The 19,231-nt window shown below is 33.3% G+C and carries 15 protein-coding genes; 6 read left to right on the top strand and 9 right to left on the bottom strand.

Features of this window, described 5'->3' with window-relative positions; all coding sequences use genetic code 11:
* Positions 1–5,226 (bottom strand): fibronectin type III domain-containing protein (locus DFQ10_RS09730; protein ID WP_147299203.1); only part of this gene is annotated, 5,226 nt, incomplete at its 3' end.
* Positions 5,227–5,451: 225 nt separating this feature from the next.
* On the bottom strand, positions 5,452–6,402 hold the full coding sequence (locus DFQ10_RS09725) for an endonuclease/exonuclease/phosphatase family protein (RefSeq protein WP_115817219.1): 951 nt from the start codon (positions 6,400–6,402) through the stop codon (positions 5,452–5,454).
* A gap of 73 nt (positions 6,403–6,475) precedes the next feature.
* On the opposite strand from DFQ10_RS09725, the gene hflX reads away from it, so the two are divergent.
* Positions 6,476–7,687 (top strand): GTPase HflX, encoded by a 1,212-nt coding sequence (gene hflX, locus DFQ10_RS09720; RefSeq protein WP_115817218.1) that lies wholly within the window; start codon positions 6,476–6,478, stop codon positions 7,685–7,687.
* A gap of 17 nt (positions 7,688–7,704) precedes the next feature.
* Positions 7,705–9,975: a penicillin-binding protein 1A gene (locus DFQ10_RS09715; protein WP_115817217.1), complete on the top strand. Its 2,271-nt coding sequence runs from the start codon at positions 7,705–7,707 to the stop codon at positions 9,973–9,975.
* An 81-nt stretch (positions 9,976–10,056) separates the two neighbouring features.
* Here DFQ10_RS09715 and DFQ10_RS09710 read toward each other — a convergent pair whose 3' ends face one another.
* The 7 genes from DFQ10_RS09710 to DFQ10_RS09680 form a co-directional block, all read right to left on the bottom strand.
* On the bottom strand, positions 10,057–10,968 hold the full coding sequence (locus DFQ10_RS09710; protein WP_115817216.1) for a DUF3078 domain-containing protein: 912 nt from the start codon (positions 10,966–10,968) through the stop codon (positions 10,057–10,059).
* Between the two features lie 272 nt (positions 10,969–11,240).
* Positions 11,241–11,747 carry a DUF2480 family protein gene (locus tag DFQ10_RS09705; protein WP_115817215.1) on the bottom strand — a complete coding sequence of 169 codons (507 nt, stop codon included), beginning with the start codon at positions 11,745–11,747 and terminating at the stop codon, positions 11,241–11,243.
* Between the two features lie 18 nt (positions 11,748–11,765).
* On the bottom strand, positions 11,766–13,601 hold the full coding sequence (locus DFQ10_RS09700; RefSeq protein ID WP_115817214.1) for an ABC transporter ATP-binding protein: 1,836 nt from the start codon (positions 13,599–13,601) through the stop codon (positions 11,766–11,768).
* Positions 13,602–13,614: 13 nt separating this feature from the next.
* The gene (locus tag DFQ10_RS09695; RefSeq protein WP_115817213.1) at positions 13,615–13,941 is read right to left on the bottom strand and encodes an iron-sulfur cluster assembly protein; all 327 of its coding nucleotides are present in this window, start codon (positions 13,939–13,941) and stop codon (positions 13,615–13,617) included.
* 15 nt (positions 13,942–13,956) lie between these two features.
* Complete coding sequence (locus DFQ10_RS09690; protein WP_115817212.1) at positions 13,957–14,379, bottom strand: SufE family protein; 423 nt, start codon at positions 14,377–14,379, stop codon at positions 13,957–13,959.
* 33 nt (positions 14,380–14,412) lie between these two features.
* Positions 14,413–15,234: an META domain-containing protein gene (locus DFQ10_RS09685; protein WP_115817211.1), complete on the bottom strand. Its 822-nt coding sequence runs from the start codon at positions 15,232–15,234 to the stop codon at positions 14,413–14,415.
* Positions 15,235–15,279: 45 nt separating this feature from the next.
* Positions 15,280–16,494: an aminotransferase class V-fold PLP-dependent enzyme gene (locus DFQ10_RS09680; RefSeq protein ID WP_115817210.1), complete on the bottom strand. Its 1,215-nt coding sequence runs from the start codon at positions 16,492–16,494 to the stop codon at positions 15,280–15,282.
* A gap of 123 nt (positions 16,495–16,617) precedes the next feature.
* Between DFQ10_RS09680 and DFQ10_RS09675 the strand changes: the two genes are divergently transcribed.
* Genes DFQ10_RS09675 through DFQ10_RS09660 form a run of 4 tightly spaced genes read left to right on the top strand, consistent with a single transcriptional unit; the run spans position 16,618 to position 19,215 of the window.
* Positions 16,618–16,950: a PadR family transcriptional regulator gene (locus DFQ10_RS09675; RefSeq protein WP_115817209.1), complete on the top strand. Its 333-nt coding sequence runs from the start codon at positions 16,618–16,620 to the stop codon at positions 16,948–16,950.
* Between the two features lie 2 nt (positions 16,951–16,952).
* Complete coding sequence (locus tag DFQ10_RS09670; protein WP_115817208.1) at positions 16,953–17,381, top strand: hypothetical protein; 429 nt, start codon at positions 16,953–16,955, stop codon at positions 17,379–17,381.
* An 11-nt stretch (positions 17,382–17,392) separates the two neighbouring features.
* Positions 17,393–17,572 (top strand): hypothetical protein, encoded by a 180-nt coding sequence (locus DFQ10_RS09665; RefSeq protein ID WP_115817207.1) that lies wholly within the window; start codon positions 17,393–17,395, stop codon positions 17,570–17,572.
* Positions 17,560–19,215: a serine hydrolase domain-containing protein gene (locus DFQ10_RS09660; RefSeq protein ID WP_115817206.1), complete on the top strand. Its 1,656-nt coding sequence runs from the start codon at positions 17,560–17,562 to the stop codon at positions 19,213–19,215. Before DFQ10_RS09665 ends, DFQ10_RS09660 begins: the two co-directional genes overlap by 13 nt.
* Positions 19,216–19,231 lie beyond the last annotated feature (16 nt).

The raw sequence follows: 19,231 nt of genomic DNA, 5'->3' as shown, positions 1-19,231 counted from the left end.
TACGCAAGATTCTAATTCTATAACTGAAGTACTTACAGTATTAACACATCCTGTATCATTAAAAGTAATTGTAGCCTCGTAATCACCTGCTACTAAAACTGTAGTTAAAGATAAACCACTTCCTGGAATTGATGCTCCATCTAAAGTCCAACTTACAGATACATCTGCTGCATCGAAATTTGATGGTATAATATCAATTGAAATAGGTACGGTTGCATTAGGACATACTTGGTACTCAGCTACTGAAGGGTCAAAATCAGCTAAAGGCACAACATTAATAACTAAATTAAATGATGTTGTTGCATAACAACCTGTAGTAGTATCTGTAGCTCTAACAAATAAAGTTTCACCATTACTAGAATACGTAGTGCTTGTTACATCTGCGGTACCAGCGTCAGCATCGTCTTGACTTGTGTGGTATGTAATAACTAAACTTGTATCAGCGGTTATTTCACTATTAATTGATGTTAAATCAAATTCTGTAATTCCATCTACTATACCGTCTAAGTCGTCACAAACAACCAAAGGGTCTGGTTGATTAATAGCTAAAGCTGGATTTACTACTAATTCTACTGATGACAAATAACGACATCCAAAATAATATGGGTTTGCAATTTGATCTGTATCTTCTATTCTCATAATTAGAGTTTCACCAGTTGAACTGTAAGGTGAAGCCACTGGATTCTGAGTTGAATTTGCATCATTAGCATTAGTGTAATATCTAACAGTAAAACCTGTAAGGCCAAGAGAATTAGATAATTCATCTAAATCGAAAGATTCAGTACCATCAGCTTCAGGACCATCACATAAAGTAATAGTTTGAGGGGCAACTGGATCTGGATCAGAGTATAGGTTTACTATTACTATTTGAGAATAAGCTTCTGAACCACACTGGTTGTCAGTTGCTTTGACCTGATAATTCATTAATCCTAATCCAAATCCGCCAGCAGGAACAGTTAGCGTACTAGATGTCTCATCAGGGATTACAAAACCATCTTCAAACCAAACATATTCATCAGCAAATGGTGAGTTAAGATCTAAGATAATCGAATCACTACAAGCGTTTAATTCATCTGGTGTTGCAGGGTTGTTATCCGTATCTGAGATGGTGTAACCTTCCGTATTTGTAATTTCAGCCGTAATCTCAGCTTCAATCGTACCATTATCTGTTCCTCCTGCGTTAGTTTGCTCAATTGTAATATTACCAGCTCCACCATTAAAGTTGGTAACTAATAATAGATAAATTTCATCTGTTTGAGCATTAGGAATTGTTAAATTCTCTATTGAAGAACCAGAATAACTACAATCAACAATATTGCCAAAAGGATAAAAGCCATTATCTGGGTTGTTTGAGAAAGGACACGTCGGGCAATCTTCTAAAACAATTTCTATACATGCGTCTTCTACTGAAACAAAAGGCCCCCAAATTACAAAATCAACATCTAATCCGTTTCCACTATCATCCGTTTGCTCAATTTGAATCTCAATTGGTCCAGACTCTCCTACTTGTATAATATTCCAAGTTGGGTTTGGTATTGAACCTAAACAGGCTACTTGACCTGTACTTGGAATTCCAATAATATTTGGAGTGGTAAGTGCACCACCTACTGAACAGAAATTCTCTGCATTTTCACAGATAAGGTTATTAGGTGCCGCTCTAATACATAAGTCGAAGACAGATGTTTCAGAAACACTACCACTACTAAATACACGGATAGTATAAGTGTTACCAACAACCAATTCAGTTGTAACACTAGATTCATCATCAGAACAATATAATTCAGTTAATGAACCACAGCTACCTTCATAAACTGCGTGATTTAAGTTTGATGTTCCTCCTGTTATGTTAATTATAGAAATAATTTGAACTTCACTCATAGCAGTAAAAGTAAACCAAACATCATCATTTGGTGTCCCAGTACAACTTCCTCCATCTACTCCAGAAGGAGTTGCAGCAAGAATAGTTCCTGATGTTAATTGATCACAAGATGGACCATCATTAACGACAGCTACAGCAGCAGCAGCACATTCATCATTACTTGGTGGACATGCTAACACTTCAAAAGTCTCACTACTAATTACACAATCAGTGTCTTGTATATTAGTTACAAATACTTTTACTGCAGTTCCGAAAGGAAAAGGACCAGCTTGGTATGTATCTAATATAGTTGCTGTAAGTGTTCCTGTATCAAAATTATTTGAAATTTCTAATGATGTAGCATCTCCTAAACTTGTAATATTTACATCAATATAAAATTGATCAGTAGCACAATCTGGCACTGTAGTATAGTTTGCCTCAGCAAGCGTACAGTTTAGTTCTTGAATGTTTACCGTAAAATCTAGAGTTACACCCCAAGATCCACTATAACAAGGATCTGGTGTTGCTTGTCCGAAGTCAGCAGTACCTATTCTCATTCTGTGCTCACCAATAGCTGCGGTTAATGGCATTACAAAAGAAGCGTCTAATAGATGCGGGTTATTACCACCAGCAGATTCTCCTTGAAAAACCAATTCATCAGTATCAAATATTAAGTTGTCATTAAAATCAATCCAAATATTAGTACCGTAAGTATAAGTATGTTCAAATAATATTTCTACAGCAGTATTAATACCTTGGAATACATTAACTACAGGTGTTGTATGATTTTCGTAAAATTCATCACCAAAACTAGGGAAGTCAACAGTGCCTATAGTAACATTTCCTACACCATTACCATCATTACTGGTTGGAAGTGATTCACAATACCCGGTAAAAAAAGAATAAGGGCCTGCCCAAGGACTTTCATCTCCAGGGCCACAAATGGCCTGTACATAAAACTCATAACTTGTATCTGGTGTTAAACTAGTGAGTATATAAGGGTTGGTTGTTACACCAGCTTCAATTGTACCAGTACCTTGAGCAAAACCAGCAATATCGTATTCTATGTTCCAAGAGGTTTGTGGTACAGCTTCTGTCCAACCTAATTCTGTTGACGTTAAACTTAAATTATTTGCCGTTAGCATTGTAGGTGCAAAACAGCTTGGAGCTTCATCAAATGTAACATCATCAATAGCTATATCGTCGGTGAAATCACCCGTAACGGTTTCAGAGAATATAAAACGTGCTTGTACATCTCCTGTTATTGTTAAGGTGCTTAAGTCTAGTATTTTAAGTTCCCATCCAACCGTGTTAGTGTTAAAAGTACCCATTGTATTCCAAGCTGCACCATCCCATACTTCTACGACTAGATTAGAGTTAGCACTACCTTGATTATCACTAATTTCATAGAATGATAGTGCTGGTGCTGCTAAACCAGTTACATCAACGAAAGGACTTGTTAATGTACTAGGACCGTCATCTCCAGAGGCATCAACCCAAGCAAAAAAGTTATTAGTAGCTGTAGATCCAGTGAGGGTACCACCGTTACCAATATTATCAAAACCTCCATCATCAGCAAATTCCCAATCTTCACCACCATCCATAGACCAACATAATGGAATGTCTCCAGCGTTTTCAAAACCTTCTGTATATGGTGCAATAAAGGTTACACATTCTGTAGTAAAAGTAAAAGGGCCAATCCAAGTACTAAGGTCTCCGACGCCACAATTAGATTGATAATAACCGTAATACGTAGTTGCCGGTGAAAGACTAGTTAGTGTTGTGTTTGGTAATGGATTCACGGCTACAGAACCTTCTTCTTCTCCATTACCTGGAGTAAAGTCGGCTCCACCATTATATTCTATAATCCATGCCGTTTCAATATCGCCAGCAACCCAATCCAAGATAGCAGAATCTGAAGTAACGCTAGAAACCATCATGTCTGACGGCTCAGGACAAGACGGCACATTTCTAACTTGAAAATTATCTATAAAAATGTTGTTATCTTGTGTATCGTCGGCTGTTCCATCCGAAGCCAAAATTGCAAATTGTACAATTTGTCCACTATAGGTAGTTAAGTTTAAGACACGGCGTTCTCCATCTTGAGGTACAACTGAAGTATTATCATAAGTATATAAATTAGTCCAAGTGATGCCATTATCATTAGTAATTAACAATTGAACCGTATCGTCTGAACCGAGATTATTAGCTGTGTCAGAGAAGTAGTCTAAAATAGCGATATCGAATTCTACTTGGAAAGGACCACCAGTTAAATCAAATTGAGGAGAAATTATCCAATCACTTTTTACACCTCCTTGATATAAATTAATACTATATGCACCGGTAGTACCAACATCTAGCCATCCGTCTTCAATCCAATTAAAAGTTTCACCTATATCCATAGGTCCTGTTGTAGCATCACCGCTATCTGCCTCTTCCCAGCAATCAACAGGGAAAGCTGAAAAATCTTCTAAATAATCAGGAATAAATACATCACATAATGTAGAAAAAGAGATAGGTCCAGAATAAGAACTTTGCTCTGCTCCACAATCTGATTGTACATATATATCATATCCTGTAATTGCGTCTAATCCAGATACAGTATATGGGTTAGGTACATTAGTCGCAGTTGGCATACCAGTTGGTGTTGCTCCTGCTTCAACGATTTCAACATTCCAAATAGTTGATCCGCCAACTTCTGTCCAAGAGAATACAGCTTCATTAGCTGTAATACCAGTAATACTTAAATCTGTTGGATTTGGACAAGCTTGAGTAATTCCTCCTAAAACAATATTAGGTATAGTATCATCTATATTACTCGCAGTAGGTGGAGTAGTAGGATCTGGATTTGTACCGTCACTAAAATATGATATTGTTCTATTTGTAGTAACTTGAGAGTTGTAGAAATCATCTCCAGCATCATCGTAATCAGCGCCATTTTCTTCAACAGCAATAACTAAATTACCAGTACCTGCATAGGTAAACGGAGTATCTAATGTTAGTGTTACCCAACCTTCTACTCCAGCTGTAACCGTAATGCCACCTGAATAAACTTCTGTAAATGAAGCAATAGGTTCCCAATCTGTAGTTGAAGCGAATTCTGTTCTCGGAAGTTCAGCCATATAGATGACTAACTCTTGACTACTTGGTAGTGCGGAAGTTCCACTATAGTACCATTGAATATCAGAAATGTCGCCATTCGCATTTATTTCTGAAGCTAAATAAACGGTCTGCGAGTAAGAATAACCATAAAATGGCTCAAATGGTGCATTCTCAGCTTGCAAATTACCAGCTCCAATAGTCACTTGTGCATCAACCTGCCATAGCATGGTGAAAAGTGCAAACAGTAGTAAAGTACTTTTTTTCATTATTAATTGGTTTGTTAAAAATTATTTAATTTCATTATAATCGCTTGATTACAAGGTAATTTGTTGGTGTTTGTAAAAAAATGTGTTGTAATTTGCAATGTTGACGTTGGTTAGACGTTTCAAACTCTGCGAACTCGAATATATAAAAAATGGCTATTAACAAGATGTTAACAATGTTATAATAGATTAACTACCGTAATAATCGATAAATGGTTTAGCTATTTTTCAATTACTCTCTAATTGAATAAAAACAGGGAAATGATCACTGAAACCTCCTTTGTATTTTTTACCAACATAAGTCCTAAATGGTTGTCCTTTATACTTGCCTTCGTGTTGTGTAAGAAACTTACTGTTAAATACTTGAGCGTCTTTAAATACTAACTTAGAATTGGAAGAATCAAAAAAATTAGTTGAGAACAGTATTTGGTCAAATAGATTCCATTGAAATTGATGGTTTAAACTTCCTGTGTCACGTGACCATACAGTTTTAAAAGGATTGAATAATTCGCTTTCTTTTTCAATTAATAATAAGCTTTCGCTATTGGGATTGTCGTTAAAATCTCCCATTACAATTATCTTTGTATCTGGGTTATCTTTCTTTAAAGATTTTACCACAGAATTTACCACTTTTGCGGCTGCTAAACGTTTAAATTCAGTTTCTTTAACTCCTTCTCTTCGAGAAGACCAATGGTTCACAATTATATTAATGTTTTCATTATTTAGTTTACCTTGTACCAAAAGAACATCTCTTGTGTAGTCTTGATAGCCTAATTCATTTTCAAGATAAACAGAAAAGGTTTCAGAATTCTCAACTTTAAAAACATCGCTTTTATATAATAATGCCACATCAATACCTCTTTCATCTAATGAATCGTAATGAATGTAGCTGTAGTTTTTATCAATAAGGTTTTTACTATTTACTAAATCGGACAATACTTTTTTGTTTTCAACTTCGGCTAAACCTATAATTATTGGAGCCACTTTTGTATTTTCTTCTCCTATTTTAGAAATTGCCGTTCCTATTTTTAGTAGTTTTTTTTGGTAACGTTTAGGAGTCCATCGCTTTGGTGCCGTTGGAAGAAAATCTCTATCATGTGTTAAGGGATCATTTTTTATGTCGAATAGGTTTTCGATATTATAAAATGCAATTGTAAAATTTTCAGAAATAGTGTTCATGGCATTAAATATAGGTTTTTAAAATATTACTTTGTAATAATCCATTTGATTAACTTTGTACTTTAATTAATTTATGATAGAGAAAAAAGATATCACTTTAGAGAAGGTTGTGCTTATTGGTGTAATTACTCAAAACCAAGATGAAGAAAAGTCTACCGAATATTTAGATGAGTTAGAATTTTTAACTTTTACAGCTGGTGGTGAAGTGGTAAAACGCTTTACACAAAAAATGGCATTACCTAATCCTAAAACCTTTATTGGTACAGGGAAAATGGAAGATGTTGCCAATTTTGTTAAAGAAAACGACATAGGGACTGTGATCTTTGATGATGAATTGTCTCCTGCACAAGAGCGAAATATCAGTAAAATATTAAATTGTAAGATATTAGATAGAACCAATCTCATTTTAGACATCTTTGCACAACGTGCACAAACGAGTTATGCGAGAACACAAGTAGAGTTAGCACAATGTGAATATTTGCTTCCTCGTTTAAAAGGGATGTGGACACACCTCGAAAGACAGAAAGGTGGAATTGGAATGCGCGGACCAGGTGAAACCGAAATTGAAACTGATAGACGTATTGTCCGCGACAAAATTGCATTACTTAAAGCTAAAATAAAAACGATAGATAAGCAACAAGCTGTACAACGTGGTAATCGTGGTAAAATGGTGCGTGTGGCTTTAGTGGGTTATACCAATGTAGGTAAATCTACTTTAATGAATGTGATAAGTAAGAGTGATGTATTTGCGGAAAACAAATTATTTGCTACGCTAGATACTACAGTTAGAAAAGTAGTAATAGGTAATTTACCATTCTTAGTTAGTGACACTGTTGGGTTTATTAGAAAATTACCCACACAACTGGTAGAGTCTTTTAAAAGTACTTTAGATGAAGTTAGAGAAGCTGATTTATTGCTTCATGTGGTAGATATTTCGCATTCTAATTTTGAAGAACATATAGATTCCGTTAACCAAATTTTAGATGAAATTGAAAGTAAGGACAAGCCAACTATCATGGTTTTTAATAAAATAGATGCTTACGAAGCAGAACCTTTTGATGAAGAGGATTTAGTAGAAGTAAGAACTCCTGCCAATTACTCTATTGAAGAATGGAAAAGGACATGGATGTCTAGAGTAGGTGATAACGCTTTATTTATTTCAGCCTTAAATAAAGAGAATATGGAAGAATTTAGAAAACGCGTTTATAAAGAGGTCAGAGAAATCCATGTAACACGTTTTCCGTACAATCATTTCCTCTATCCAGACGTTGAAGATATAGAATAATAAAACTTTTCTTTTTTATGGGTTCCTTTCAATCGCGTTTTAAAACTTGGATTAAAAAGGCATCAAAAAATAAATGGATAAAGTGGCCTGTGCTATTAATAACAGCTGTTTTAATATTTCTTTTTGGTCTTTATATCAGTATTTATATTGGATTATTTGGAGAATTGCCAACGGCTGAAGATATCAGTTCAATTAAGCAAGAACAAGCCACACAACTTTTAGATAAGAACGATAAATTAATAGGTAAATATTATATCTATGATAGACAGCCTGTAAATTTTGAGGATTTACCTAAACATCTCCTTAATGCTTTAATTGCTACTGAAGATTCTAGGTTTTACGAGCACGATGGTATTGATAATATCAGTTTGATGCGTGTGTTTGTAAAGAATTTAATTCTTCAAGATAAATCTGCAGGAGGAGGAAGTACCATAACACTTCAATTGGCAAAAAATCTTTATGGTAGAAAGAATTATGCAATGTTCAGCATGCTCATTAATAAATTTAAAGAGTCTATTGTTGCCAAACGTATTGAAGATGTCTATTCTAAAGATGAAATATTAATCTTGTATCTTAATACGGTTCCATTTTCAGATAATACGTATGGTATAGAAAGTGCATCGCGTAAATTCTTCAACAAATCGGTAAAGGATATTTCTATTAATGAAGCCGCAACTTTGGTAGGTACCTTGAAAGCGAATACCTATTACAACCCTAGACTATATTCTGAACGTTGCAAAGGCAGAAGAAACGTTGTGTTAAGTCAGATGGTTAACTACAATTATCTTTCAAAAGATTCATTAGATTATTATTCAAAGCAAGACTTAGAATTAGACTATCGCTCTTTTAATCATGATGTAGGTTTAGCACCTTATTTTAGAGCAGAAATAAAGAGGCAATTAGAATCTATTTTAGATACTTTAAAAACATCTAATGGAGATAAATATAATCTTTATAAAGACGGACTAATCGTTCACACGACTTTAGATTATAAAATGCAGGAGTTAGCTGAAGCTGCGATGAAAGAGCATATTGGTAAACTTCAAGCTGATTTTGAAAAATCTTACGGTAAAAACGGACCTTGGGAAACCAATAGAAAATTGATAGAAAATGCCATAAAAGCATTACCTCAGGTGAAAGCTTACAAAGAGCAAGGTTTAAGCGAGAAGCAAATTAAAGATTCCTTAAGTATTAAACGACCTATGGGCTTATTTAGTTGGAAAGGAGATACTATAAAAACCATTTCTACGATAGATAGTTTAAAGCATTATTTAAAGTTTTTAAATACAGGTATGTTGTCTATTGAACCAAGTACAGGAGCGGTAAGAACTTATGTTGGTGGTATTGATTATCGCTATTTTAAATACGATCATATTTCGCAAAGTGAACGGCAAGTTGGTTCTACCTTTAAACCTTTTGTTTATACTGCAGCCATTGAAAATGGTTTAGATCCATGTACGTATTTTTCGCTAGATAAAGTCACTTATACAGATTACGACAACTGGACGCCCACTAATTCTGGCAGCAAGGAAGAAGATCCTTACATCAATTATACTTTAGAAAAGGCCTTGAGCAATTCTATAAATACTATTTCGGTAAAAGTTATGGAAAATGTAGGCATCCCAAAGGTGTTAGAGCAAGTAGAGAAGTTGGGTATTTCTAAAAAACTACCTAATGAACCTTCTTTAGCTTTAGGTGTTGCAGAGATTAGTTTAAAGGACTTAATTGGTGCTTTTGCAAGTTATCTCAACGATAGTAAAGCGGTTACTCCTTATTATATTACCAAAATTGAAGATAAATCAGGAAATGTTATTGCTACATTTGAACCTGAAATTTCTAAAAAAGAAGCTTATAGTGATTACACAAGGCAAGTGCTGTTAGAAATGATGAAATCTACAGTTAACCATGGAACAGCATCTAGGTTGAGAAGTACTTACGGATTAAAAAATGACATTGCAGGTAAAACAGGTACTACACAAAATAATAAAGACGGATGGTTTGTTGGCTTAACACCAAATTTAGTCACCGTAACTTGGGTTGGTAATGATAATCATGCCATTGGTTTTAAATCCACAGGAATAGGACAAGGTGCCAATTCAGCTTTACCAATTTTTGCTAAATTTTATCAGAAGTTAAATAACGATAGTGACTATAAGTTTATAACAACTGCACAATTTGAAAAGCCTTCAGAGCAAGTGTCAAACGATTTAGACTGTGAACCAACCAAGCGCGATGGTTTTATTAAGCGGTTATTTAAGAAAAAGGAAAAGAAGAAAACGTTTAATTAGTTCTTTTGCCTTTTAGCATAAAAAAAACCTATCTAAATATTCATCTAGACAGGTTTTTATATAGTAAATTAAAGTTGATTATTAGAACTTGTAGCTCAAACCAACAGTATAATAAGATTGTAATTTATTGTCAGCATCTTTTAAAGGTACAAGTTGCGCATTAGCAGCTTCTTGTTTGTTGCTTCTTAAAGCAAAATCAAAACCTACACCAATCATTTTCCATAGTGTATAGCTAAATGAGTTTGTCCAAGTAAAGTTAGATAGGTCACTATCTTCATAACTTTGGAATGTAGAGAAGTTAGATTTAAAGTTAATAGCTCCGATTTGTCTTGTATAATCTGCTACAATTTTAGCACCTGCAGAAGATTCAAAAGCAGCATCGTTATCAGCAAATACAAAGTTATAGTTTAATGGGTGAATTACTACTATTAAATTCTCAATAGGAGTCCAAGTTGCACCAACACCAACATCTAAAAATCCTGGGTCATTAAAGTTATCTATAATTGTAGTTCTGTATTCTGCTAAACCAGAAATAGCCCAAGTTTTACTAATATTTCTACCATAAAGTGAAGAAATATTAAAAACGTCAGTTGTAGCGTTAAAGTCTTCACTATCAGTTGCGTCGTCTTTATTGTCTAATTTTACCCAACCTAAGTTCGTAGTTAATGAATTTCTCCAAAAATATTTTTCTTCAATTTTATTTGCAAAAGCATTAAATGTGATGCCGATATTTCCAGAGCTGTTATTTGGAGCACCTTGAGAGTACCAATCATTAAAATTAGATAAGCTACCACCAATAGTACCAAAAGCACCTTTTCTCCAACCTGGTAAGGCATCTATTTTTGCTTGTAATGCATTAGCTTCACCTTGAAACTTATCTGCTTCTGCTTGTTTTACAGCTTTTTCAGCTTGCAATTCTTCTTTTGTTTGAGCAAAAGCAATCGTTGTTACTGCTAACAACATAAAAAGGGAAAAAATTAATTTTTTGTTCATAATGGATTAAATTTAATAAATAAAAGTTGTTTTTAAATTTCAGTTTGCAAATATAAGTGTTTAATTGATATATACTTAAATAAAACAAGTAATGAAAACACTATTATTAAGACACTGATAAATGCGTTAGGTCACATTTCTAATAAATAATTTTTGAGTAAATAATTTAATGTAAAATGTCATCTATTTTCTAGCACAAAATTATTGTAATCTCATTATCAATTTAACTGTAAAAATGCTAATCTTAACGTAATTGATAAGTGTATTTATTATTAACGTTTTTTATACAGAGGTACTGAAGAGCACGCTTCGCCAAACATTATAGATCTAGCAATTGGCTTTAGTTTTTGGGAAAGTAAAATTAGTGCATTAGAGGGTACTGGTTTATTGGAGCAACCCTTTATTATTACAGGTAAACCTTGGTATTCAGAAAGATCTAAATTCGAAATTATATCAGCATATAATATAGATTCTAAGTCATCTAAAGAACCAATTATAGATAATTTTGAATATGCTTGAAGCTCTATCGCTATTAGCATATAAGCCCAATCTGGCACAATAGCATCTGTAGAGCAATGTAAAGCCACGTAGCAATCTTGGTATTGCGACCAATTATGTTCCGCAACAAAAGCTCTAAATTCTTTTTCTCGAAGCACTAAACCTTCAAGCAGCCAATCTGTAATATCAAAAAGAATACGCTTACCATTTGGGTAATAATCTTCTAAGTCAATAACTTTTAATTTGCTGTTTGTAACTCTATTAATTATCTCATCTGCCATAATGCAAAATTAAATGTTTTATTGATAGCCTTCGGCTTGAAGTGTAAACAATTCTGAATACAAGTCTTGGTTTCTCATAAGTTCTTCATGTGTACCAATTTCTTTCACTTTACCTTGTTCTAAAACTAGGATTCTATTAGCTTGACGCACTGTGCTAAATCTATGCGAAATAATAATACTGGTTTTGTCTTCGGTTAAACCTATAAAACGACCAAAGACTTCGCTTTCTGCTCTAGCATCTAAAGCAGAAGTGGGTTCGTCTAAAACCATTACTTCAGCACTTTTCATGTAGGCTCTTGCTAAAGCTACTTTTTGCCATTGACCACCAGATAATTCTTGACCACTAGAAAATCGCTTACCTAATTGCTGATTGTAACCTTGTTTTAATTCAGATACAACCTCACTAGCCAAACTTAGTTCTGCGGCTTTTTCAATCTTAGCCTGATTGTCTAACTCATTTATGTTTCCTATTGCAATGTTTTCTTTTACGGTAAATTCATACCTAAAGAAGTCCTGAAAAATAACACCAAAATACTCTTGATATTCAGCAATATTAAAACGGTTAATATTTATGCCATCTAATAGAATTTCACCTGATGTAGGTTCGTAGAAACGTAATAGTAGTTTTATTAACGTTGTCTTTCCTGCGCCATTCTGACCAACAAAAGCTAATTTTTCACCTGCTCGAAGTGTAAAGCTAATGCCTTTTAAAATTTCAGTATCAGAATTTGGATACGCAAAACGCACGGCTTTAAACTCAAAACCTTTTTTAATTTTTCTAGGTAAAGGCATATCTTCTTTTGCTTTTGATACAATTGAAATATCAATAAAGTCGAAATAATCTTTTAAGTATAAAGCACTTTCCGAAATCCTCGTAAATTTTGAAAAGAAATCTTGAAGGTTTCGCATTAAGCGATTAAATGAACCTGATAAAAATGTAAGCTCACCAAGCGTAATTGCACCAGAAAGCACACGATAAATTATAAATACATAAGCACCATAATAACTTATAGAACCTAAGACATTAAACAAAAAACCTAATGATGAACGTCTAATAGCTAAGGTTTTATTGAGTTGGTAATATTCTTCAGATAGGTTTTTAAAACGGTCAACCACAAAATCTGTTAAGCCAAAAAGTTTTATTTCTTTTGCTGTTTTATCGTTTGCACCAATAAATCTTAGATAATCTAACTCACGTCGCTCAGACGTCCAGCTTCTTGCTAAAGAATACTGTTGTTGGCTAAAACGTATCTCGTTAATAAATGACGGAATAATACTCAGTACAAGAAGTATAATTAAATACGGTTCAAAATATATTAAACCGGCAACAAGTGTTGCAATAGAAATAGCACTTTGTGCTTGGCCAAGCACGTTAGACATTAGTCCAACACGACCAGTAGTTTGCGTTCTTGCGCGTTCTAACTTATCATAAAACTCAGAGTCCTCTAATAGACTGATATTTATTTGATTGGTCTTCTTAATAATAGTGACTGAGGATGCAATATTATATTCGTCACCAAGTAAACCATCGGTTAAGGAAATCGCTCTACTTATTAAGTCTGATAGAATGATTAAGCCAAACTCGGCTGCGACATACGTCCAAAGTGTATAATAATCAGGACTGTTAAGCGAAATCTGTAAAATGATTTCGTCAATGATAAGTTTACCAACCCATAATATTATTACAGGTAATAAAGCGCCAATAAGTCTACAGAAAGCGGAAAGCAAAAAGAGACTTTTGTTGACTTTCCAGATTTCTTTAAAAAATCTAGGAATATAAATTAAGGCATTAAAGGACGATTTTAGATTTGTTTTCTTACCGTCCTTTAAAGAATTTGGTTTGTGTCTTGGCATTCAGTATTTATAATTAAAGCATTCCAAGTTCTAACTTGGCTTCTTCACTCATTAAATCTTGAGACCAAGGTGGATCAAAAGTTATTTCTACTTCAGCACCTTTTACCTCATTGATAGATTTTACTTTTTCTTCAACTTCTAAAGGAAGTGTTTCTGCCACAGGACAATTTGGTGTTGTTAAGGTCATTAGAATTTTAACTTCTAAATCTTCGTTTACAAAAACGTCGTAGATTAATCCTAATTCGTAGATGTCTACTGGGATTTCTGGATCGTAAATTGTTTTTATTACTCTTAGGATTTTTTCACCTAAAACTGCTGTATCTATAGTTGAATCGCTCATTTTTTAATGTGTAAACTAGTTAAGTTGTGTTTGGTATGCAATGGCATACAATTTTAGTTGTTTTATCATACTTACTAAGCCATTAGCTCTAGTTGGTGATAAATGTTCTTTTAATCCTATTTTATCAATAAAATCAGTATTTGCTTCAAGGATATCTTTTGGATGCTGATTAGAAAATGCTCTAATGAGTATAGCAATAATACCTTTGGTAATAATAGCATCACTATCTGCTGTAAAGTTTATTTTATCGTCTTGCATGTTTGCATGTACCCAAACTTTACTTTGGCAACCTTTAATGATATTATCGTCAGTCTTATATTTTTCTTCAATTAAGGGTAAGTCTTTACCTAAGTCAATCATGTATTGGTAGCGTTCTTCCCAATCTTCAAACATGGCAAACTCCTCAATAATTTCATTTTGTACTTCTTCAATAGTCATAGTCTCATTCTTTTGTGCAAAATTACAAAATCGTTAGTTTTTAACGGTGTTTTCTTTAATGGATAACACTTTATTAACTAAAGCTTCAATAGCCTCTGGAGGATTTCCATGGTCAAAGGTTGGCGTCATGTATTGTACATCACCAAGTATTATCGCTAAAGTAGCATGAGGAGCTCCATCGTATTGATGTTTTGTAGACGGAGGAACTATATTATGAATGGTTTCAACTTCTACAGCTTCAATCAATTTGTTTAAAGCCTTCCAGTCTTCTGCATCTGTATTATATTCATCTATTTTCTGAAGATTTTGATCTTTTGAAATTAATATTTTTGATTTCGAAATCGTGATGTAGTCAAAAGATCCTCTCGATACTGTTTGGTATTTAACAGTAGTATTGTCTTCGTAGTTTACAGTAGCACTTCTTTTAGATGCGATAATGCTATTTGTTCCTTTGAAAACAACAGTGTCATTTGAATAGAACAAAATCTCATTGTCTTGTGTTGAAAATGAAGTAGCTGAATTCAAAGCTTTGAATAGCTGATTTTCAATATCCATTATTGGGTTAGGGCATAATTTTTTTGATGAACCGATACTGCCAAAAGATATCGTATTATTTTCTATTGAATAATTCCCAAAGAAACTATTACAACCTGCAAATCCTGCGACTTTATTATTGGTGTCGTCAAAATTAATTACAATTTTATTTGAAGAAACATCAGTATCTCCAAGTTGTGTTATGTTGTAGGTTCCAGAAATTGGTTCTTGCATTTTTTTGCTATTTTCTATTGCTTTCTTAGACGAATCACAAGAATTTAATGTGGTTAAAAGCATAAATAAACTAACTAAAATTTTCATCTGTATAATATTTTATATTGTAAGATACATATTTGATGCCAAAGTCTAAGATAACATCATTATTGCCTTTTTAAGCGCCACAATAAATGCGTCAATTTCTTCTTTGGTGTTATAAAACATAAAAGAAGCTCTTATGGTACCTGGAATTTTATAAAAGTCCATAATAGGTTGTGCGCAATGATGACCTGTACGGACTGCGATGCCCATTTTATCTAAAATGGTGCCAATATCATAAGGGTGAATAGTGCCAACATTAAAAGATATTACAGAGGTTTTCTCTTTTGCTGTGCCGTAAATTTTTAAACCTTCAATTTTAAGTAACTGTTCTGTTCCGTAGTCTAAAAGTTCATTCTCGTATTTGGCAATATTTTTAAAACCTATGTGATTCATATAATCTAAAGCGGCTCCAAAGGCTATGCCTCCACAGATGTTTGGTGTACCAGCTTCAAATTTGTGAGGTAAACCTGCATAAGTTGTTTTTGCAAATGACACTTCTGCAATCATTTCGCCTCCTCCTTGGTAAGGTGGCAATTTATTAAGCCATTCTTCTTTTCCGTAAAGCATCCCAACACCTGTTGGTCCACAAATTTTGTGGGCAGAACACACATAGAAATCAACATCTAAAGCTTGAACGTCTGGTTTTAAATGCGGGCAAGATTGTGCGCCATCAACTAAAACAGCAGCATCAACAGCATGTGCTTTTTCTATAATATATTCAATAGGATTTATAGTTCCTAAAGCATTTGAAATATGGTTTACAAAAACCAATTTTGTGTGTTCGTTTAAAAGCGCATCATAGTCCGAAAGGATTAATTCGCCATTTTCATTCATAGGAATGACTTTTAAACTGGCTCCTGTCCGTTCACAAAGCATTTGCCATGGCACAATATTACTGTGGTGCTCTAAAGCTGAAACAATAATTTCATCTCCTTTTTTTAAAAGTGAAGAAAATCCGTTAGCAACTAAGTTAATGCTATGTGTTGTACCAGATGTGAAAATTATTTCATGACTCTGTTTGGCATTAAAATGTTTCTGAATTTTAATACGTGCTTGCTCATAAGCATCCGTTGCTTCTTGGCTTAAACTATGCACGCCTCTGTGGATATTTGCATTGTAATTACTGTAATAATCTACAATAACATCAATGACTTGCTGAGGTGTTTGTGAAGTTGCAGCATTATCGAAATATATGAGTGGTTTCCCATTAACCGTTCTGTTGAGAATGGGGAAGTCTTTTCTTATTTTTTGTACGTCTAACATGGGCTTAATTCCTAGTTACAAAGATACAACGCATTGTTCTTAAAGAAAAACTTATAATTAGTCATTAAAATATTTAACACACATTTTATTAGGATACATTTATATAAAATGTATATTTGTGATATGTATAGTAAAGAATTAACAAAAGGAACATTGCAACCTATCATTTTAAAGCTTATAAATGAAAAGGGTAGAATGTATGGTTACGAGATTACACAAGAAGTGAAAACGATGACTTCAGGGAAGATAGATATTTCGGAAGGTGCATTATATCCCATTTTACATAAGCTTGAAGCGAAAAAGGTTTTAGAAACTGAAAAGGTTTTTATTGGTAAGCGTGTTCGGAAATATTATAAAGTCACTAAAGAAGGGAAGAAAATGGTTGAAACGGTTACTGAAGAAATCAATGATTTTATTGAGACCCTAAATTTAATTTTTAATCCAAAACCGATATAATCATGGAATTATCAGAAAAGCATATCACTTTTATTGAAAATAATTTAACCTTATATGGTGTTAAAAATAAAGATTTAAGAGAGGATTTAGTGGATCATATCTGTACGTATATAGAGCATCAAAATTCTGAGGATTTTAATGCATTATATCAACAAGCATTACAGAAATTTGGTGGTTATTCTAGTTTTCAGAATTTACAATTAGAAACCAATTATCAAAAGTTCGCCAAGCAAATCATTACATTCAATAAGTTGAAATTCTCTGCTGGCTTCATGGTTATTTTATTGTTGGTTGTTAGTTTGGTTTTTCAAATGATGCAATGGCCTTATGCTAATGCTTGGTTACTTGGCGCTATTGTCATTGCAGTATTAGTCATACTACCAGTTCATTTTTACGCGAGCTATAAAAAATCTATTCACAAATTTTCTTAAATCATTTTATCATGAAGAAATCATTTTACATCCTCGGATTTATTACTTTTTTTATTCTCGGTATTGGTGCTATGTTCGAGTTTTTAACTTGGCCATACAGAGGAATCATTGTTTTTATTGGCTTTCTCTTTCTTAATTTCGGACTTATTCCAACTTATTTCTATCAAAAATATAAGCAATGTTTAATTTAAGAAGCACGTGCTTATTGATTGGTGTATTTGTTTTTTTAAGTTCAAAAGCACAAACAAATACAAATCTAAAAATTGATGAATTGTTAGCAACATATGTTTCTAATGATGCGCCAGGATTGAGTGTAAAGGTGATTAATCAAGGGCAATCTATTTATTCTAAAGGTTTTGGACTTTCCAGTTTAGATTATAAAATTAAGAATTCTGATTCTACCGTTTTTAGTTTAGCATCCATTGCAAAACAATTTACAGCTTCGGCTATTTGGGCTTTGGCAAATGATGGTAAAATCAGTTTAGAGGATGATATTAGAATGTATTTGCCAGAATTTCCAGAGTACGAAGAAACCATTAGAATAAAACATTTACTGAACCACACGAGCGGTATTCGTAATTATATGACATTAATGTACTTGGCAGGTTTTGATTATGATACTCATTATTACGATAATAATACGGTTTTAGATTTAGCCATTAAACAGAAAAATTTAAACCATTTAGTTGGCGAAAAAGTGAGCTATTCTAATACCAATTATAATTTATTGGCTATTATTATTGAGCGTATTTCAGGGCAAAACCTGAATGAGTATTTGAAACAAAAAATTTTGAATCCTTTAAAAATGAATTCAACTTTTGTAAGAGTTGAACATGGAAAACCCATTAGTAATAAAGCGGTTGGTTATCAAAAACATCGAGATGGTTACAGGTTTTATACAAATGACCAATTGAGTTATGGAGCAGGAAGCATGGGATCTTCAGTAAATGATATGGCTATTTGGATGCAAATGCTGAATGACCAGATTTTAGAATTTAAACCTTTAGCGGAATTTTTAAAAACGACTGAAACACTAATTTCAGGCAAGAAAGCGAAATACGCACGTGGATTAATGTTAGATAATTATAAAGGTTATGAAACTATAAATCACAGCGGATTTGGTTTTGGTGGACGTTCACAATTAATTACAGTTCCAGAAAAGCAAATAGGCATCATAGTTCTAACAAATTCACAAGGGATAGATGCACCAAGAATAGCGTATCAAATTTTAGATATTTTGATGGAATATGACGAAAGGATTAAAAATGAAGAGGAAGAGGAAATGGTATTCAAAGCACAAAATTTTAAAGAATTTATTGGCGAATACAAAGAAGTCAATAGTGATATGACTATGAAAATATTTGTGGAAAATGACACGCTGAAATCAGTTGGCTCTATGGGAAGAACTGCTGCAGCTCTTGTGCAATATGACGAAAATAAATTTCATAGAACGCAAAGCCAGAATGTGAAATTCGATTTCACAACATCAGCAACTCACGATATGATTATTTCATTTGGTGGAACACCATTTTATTTTGAACAGGCTAACTTTATAGACGCTGAATCTGTTGAAGTCTCAGATTTTGTAGGTAATTTTTATTCTGAAGAATTGGATGTTGTTTATCGTTTTTTTGAAGAAGACGCAATGCTTAAATTAACTTATGCAGAAAAGGAAAACGTAAATTTACATCCTGTTCAGTTAAATCAATTTGGAAATAATGATAGAACGCTTTATCATTTTATAAAAGGTAAAAATGACTCCATTACAGGTATGCTTTTATCTTGTGATGGCACTGTAAAAGAGATTGTATTTAAAAAAGAAAAGGATCGCTAAATAGCAATCCTTTTTT

Source organism: Winogradskyella eximia (genome assembly GCF_003386165.1).
GTDB lineage: Bacteria > Bacteroidota > Bacteroidia > Flavobacteriales > Flavobacteriaceae > Winogradskyella > Winogradskyella eximia.
Note: the sequence above shows the minus strand (reverse complement) of the source record. Positions and strands in the feature narration are given on the sequence as shown.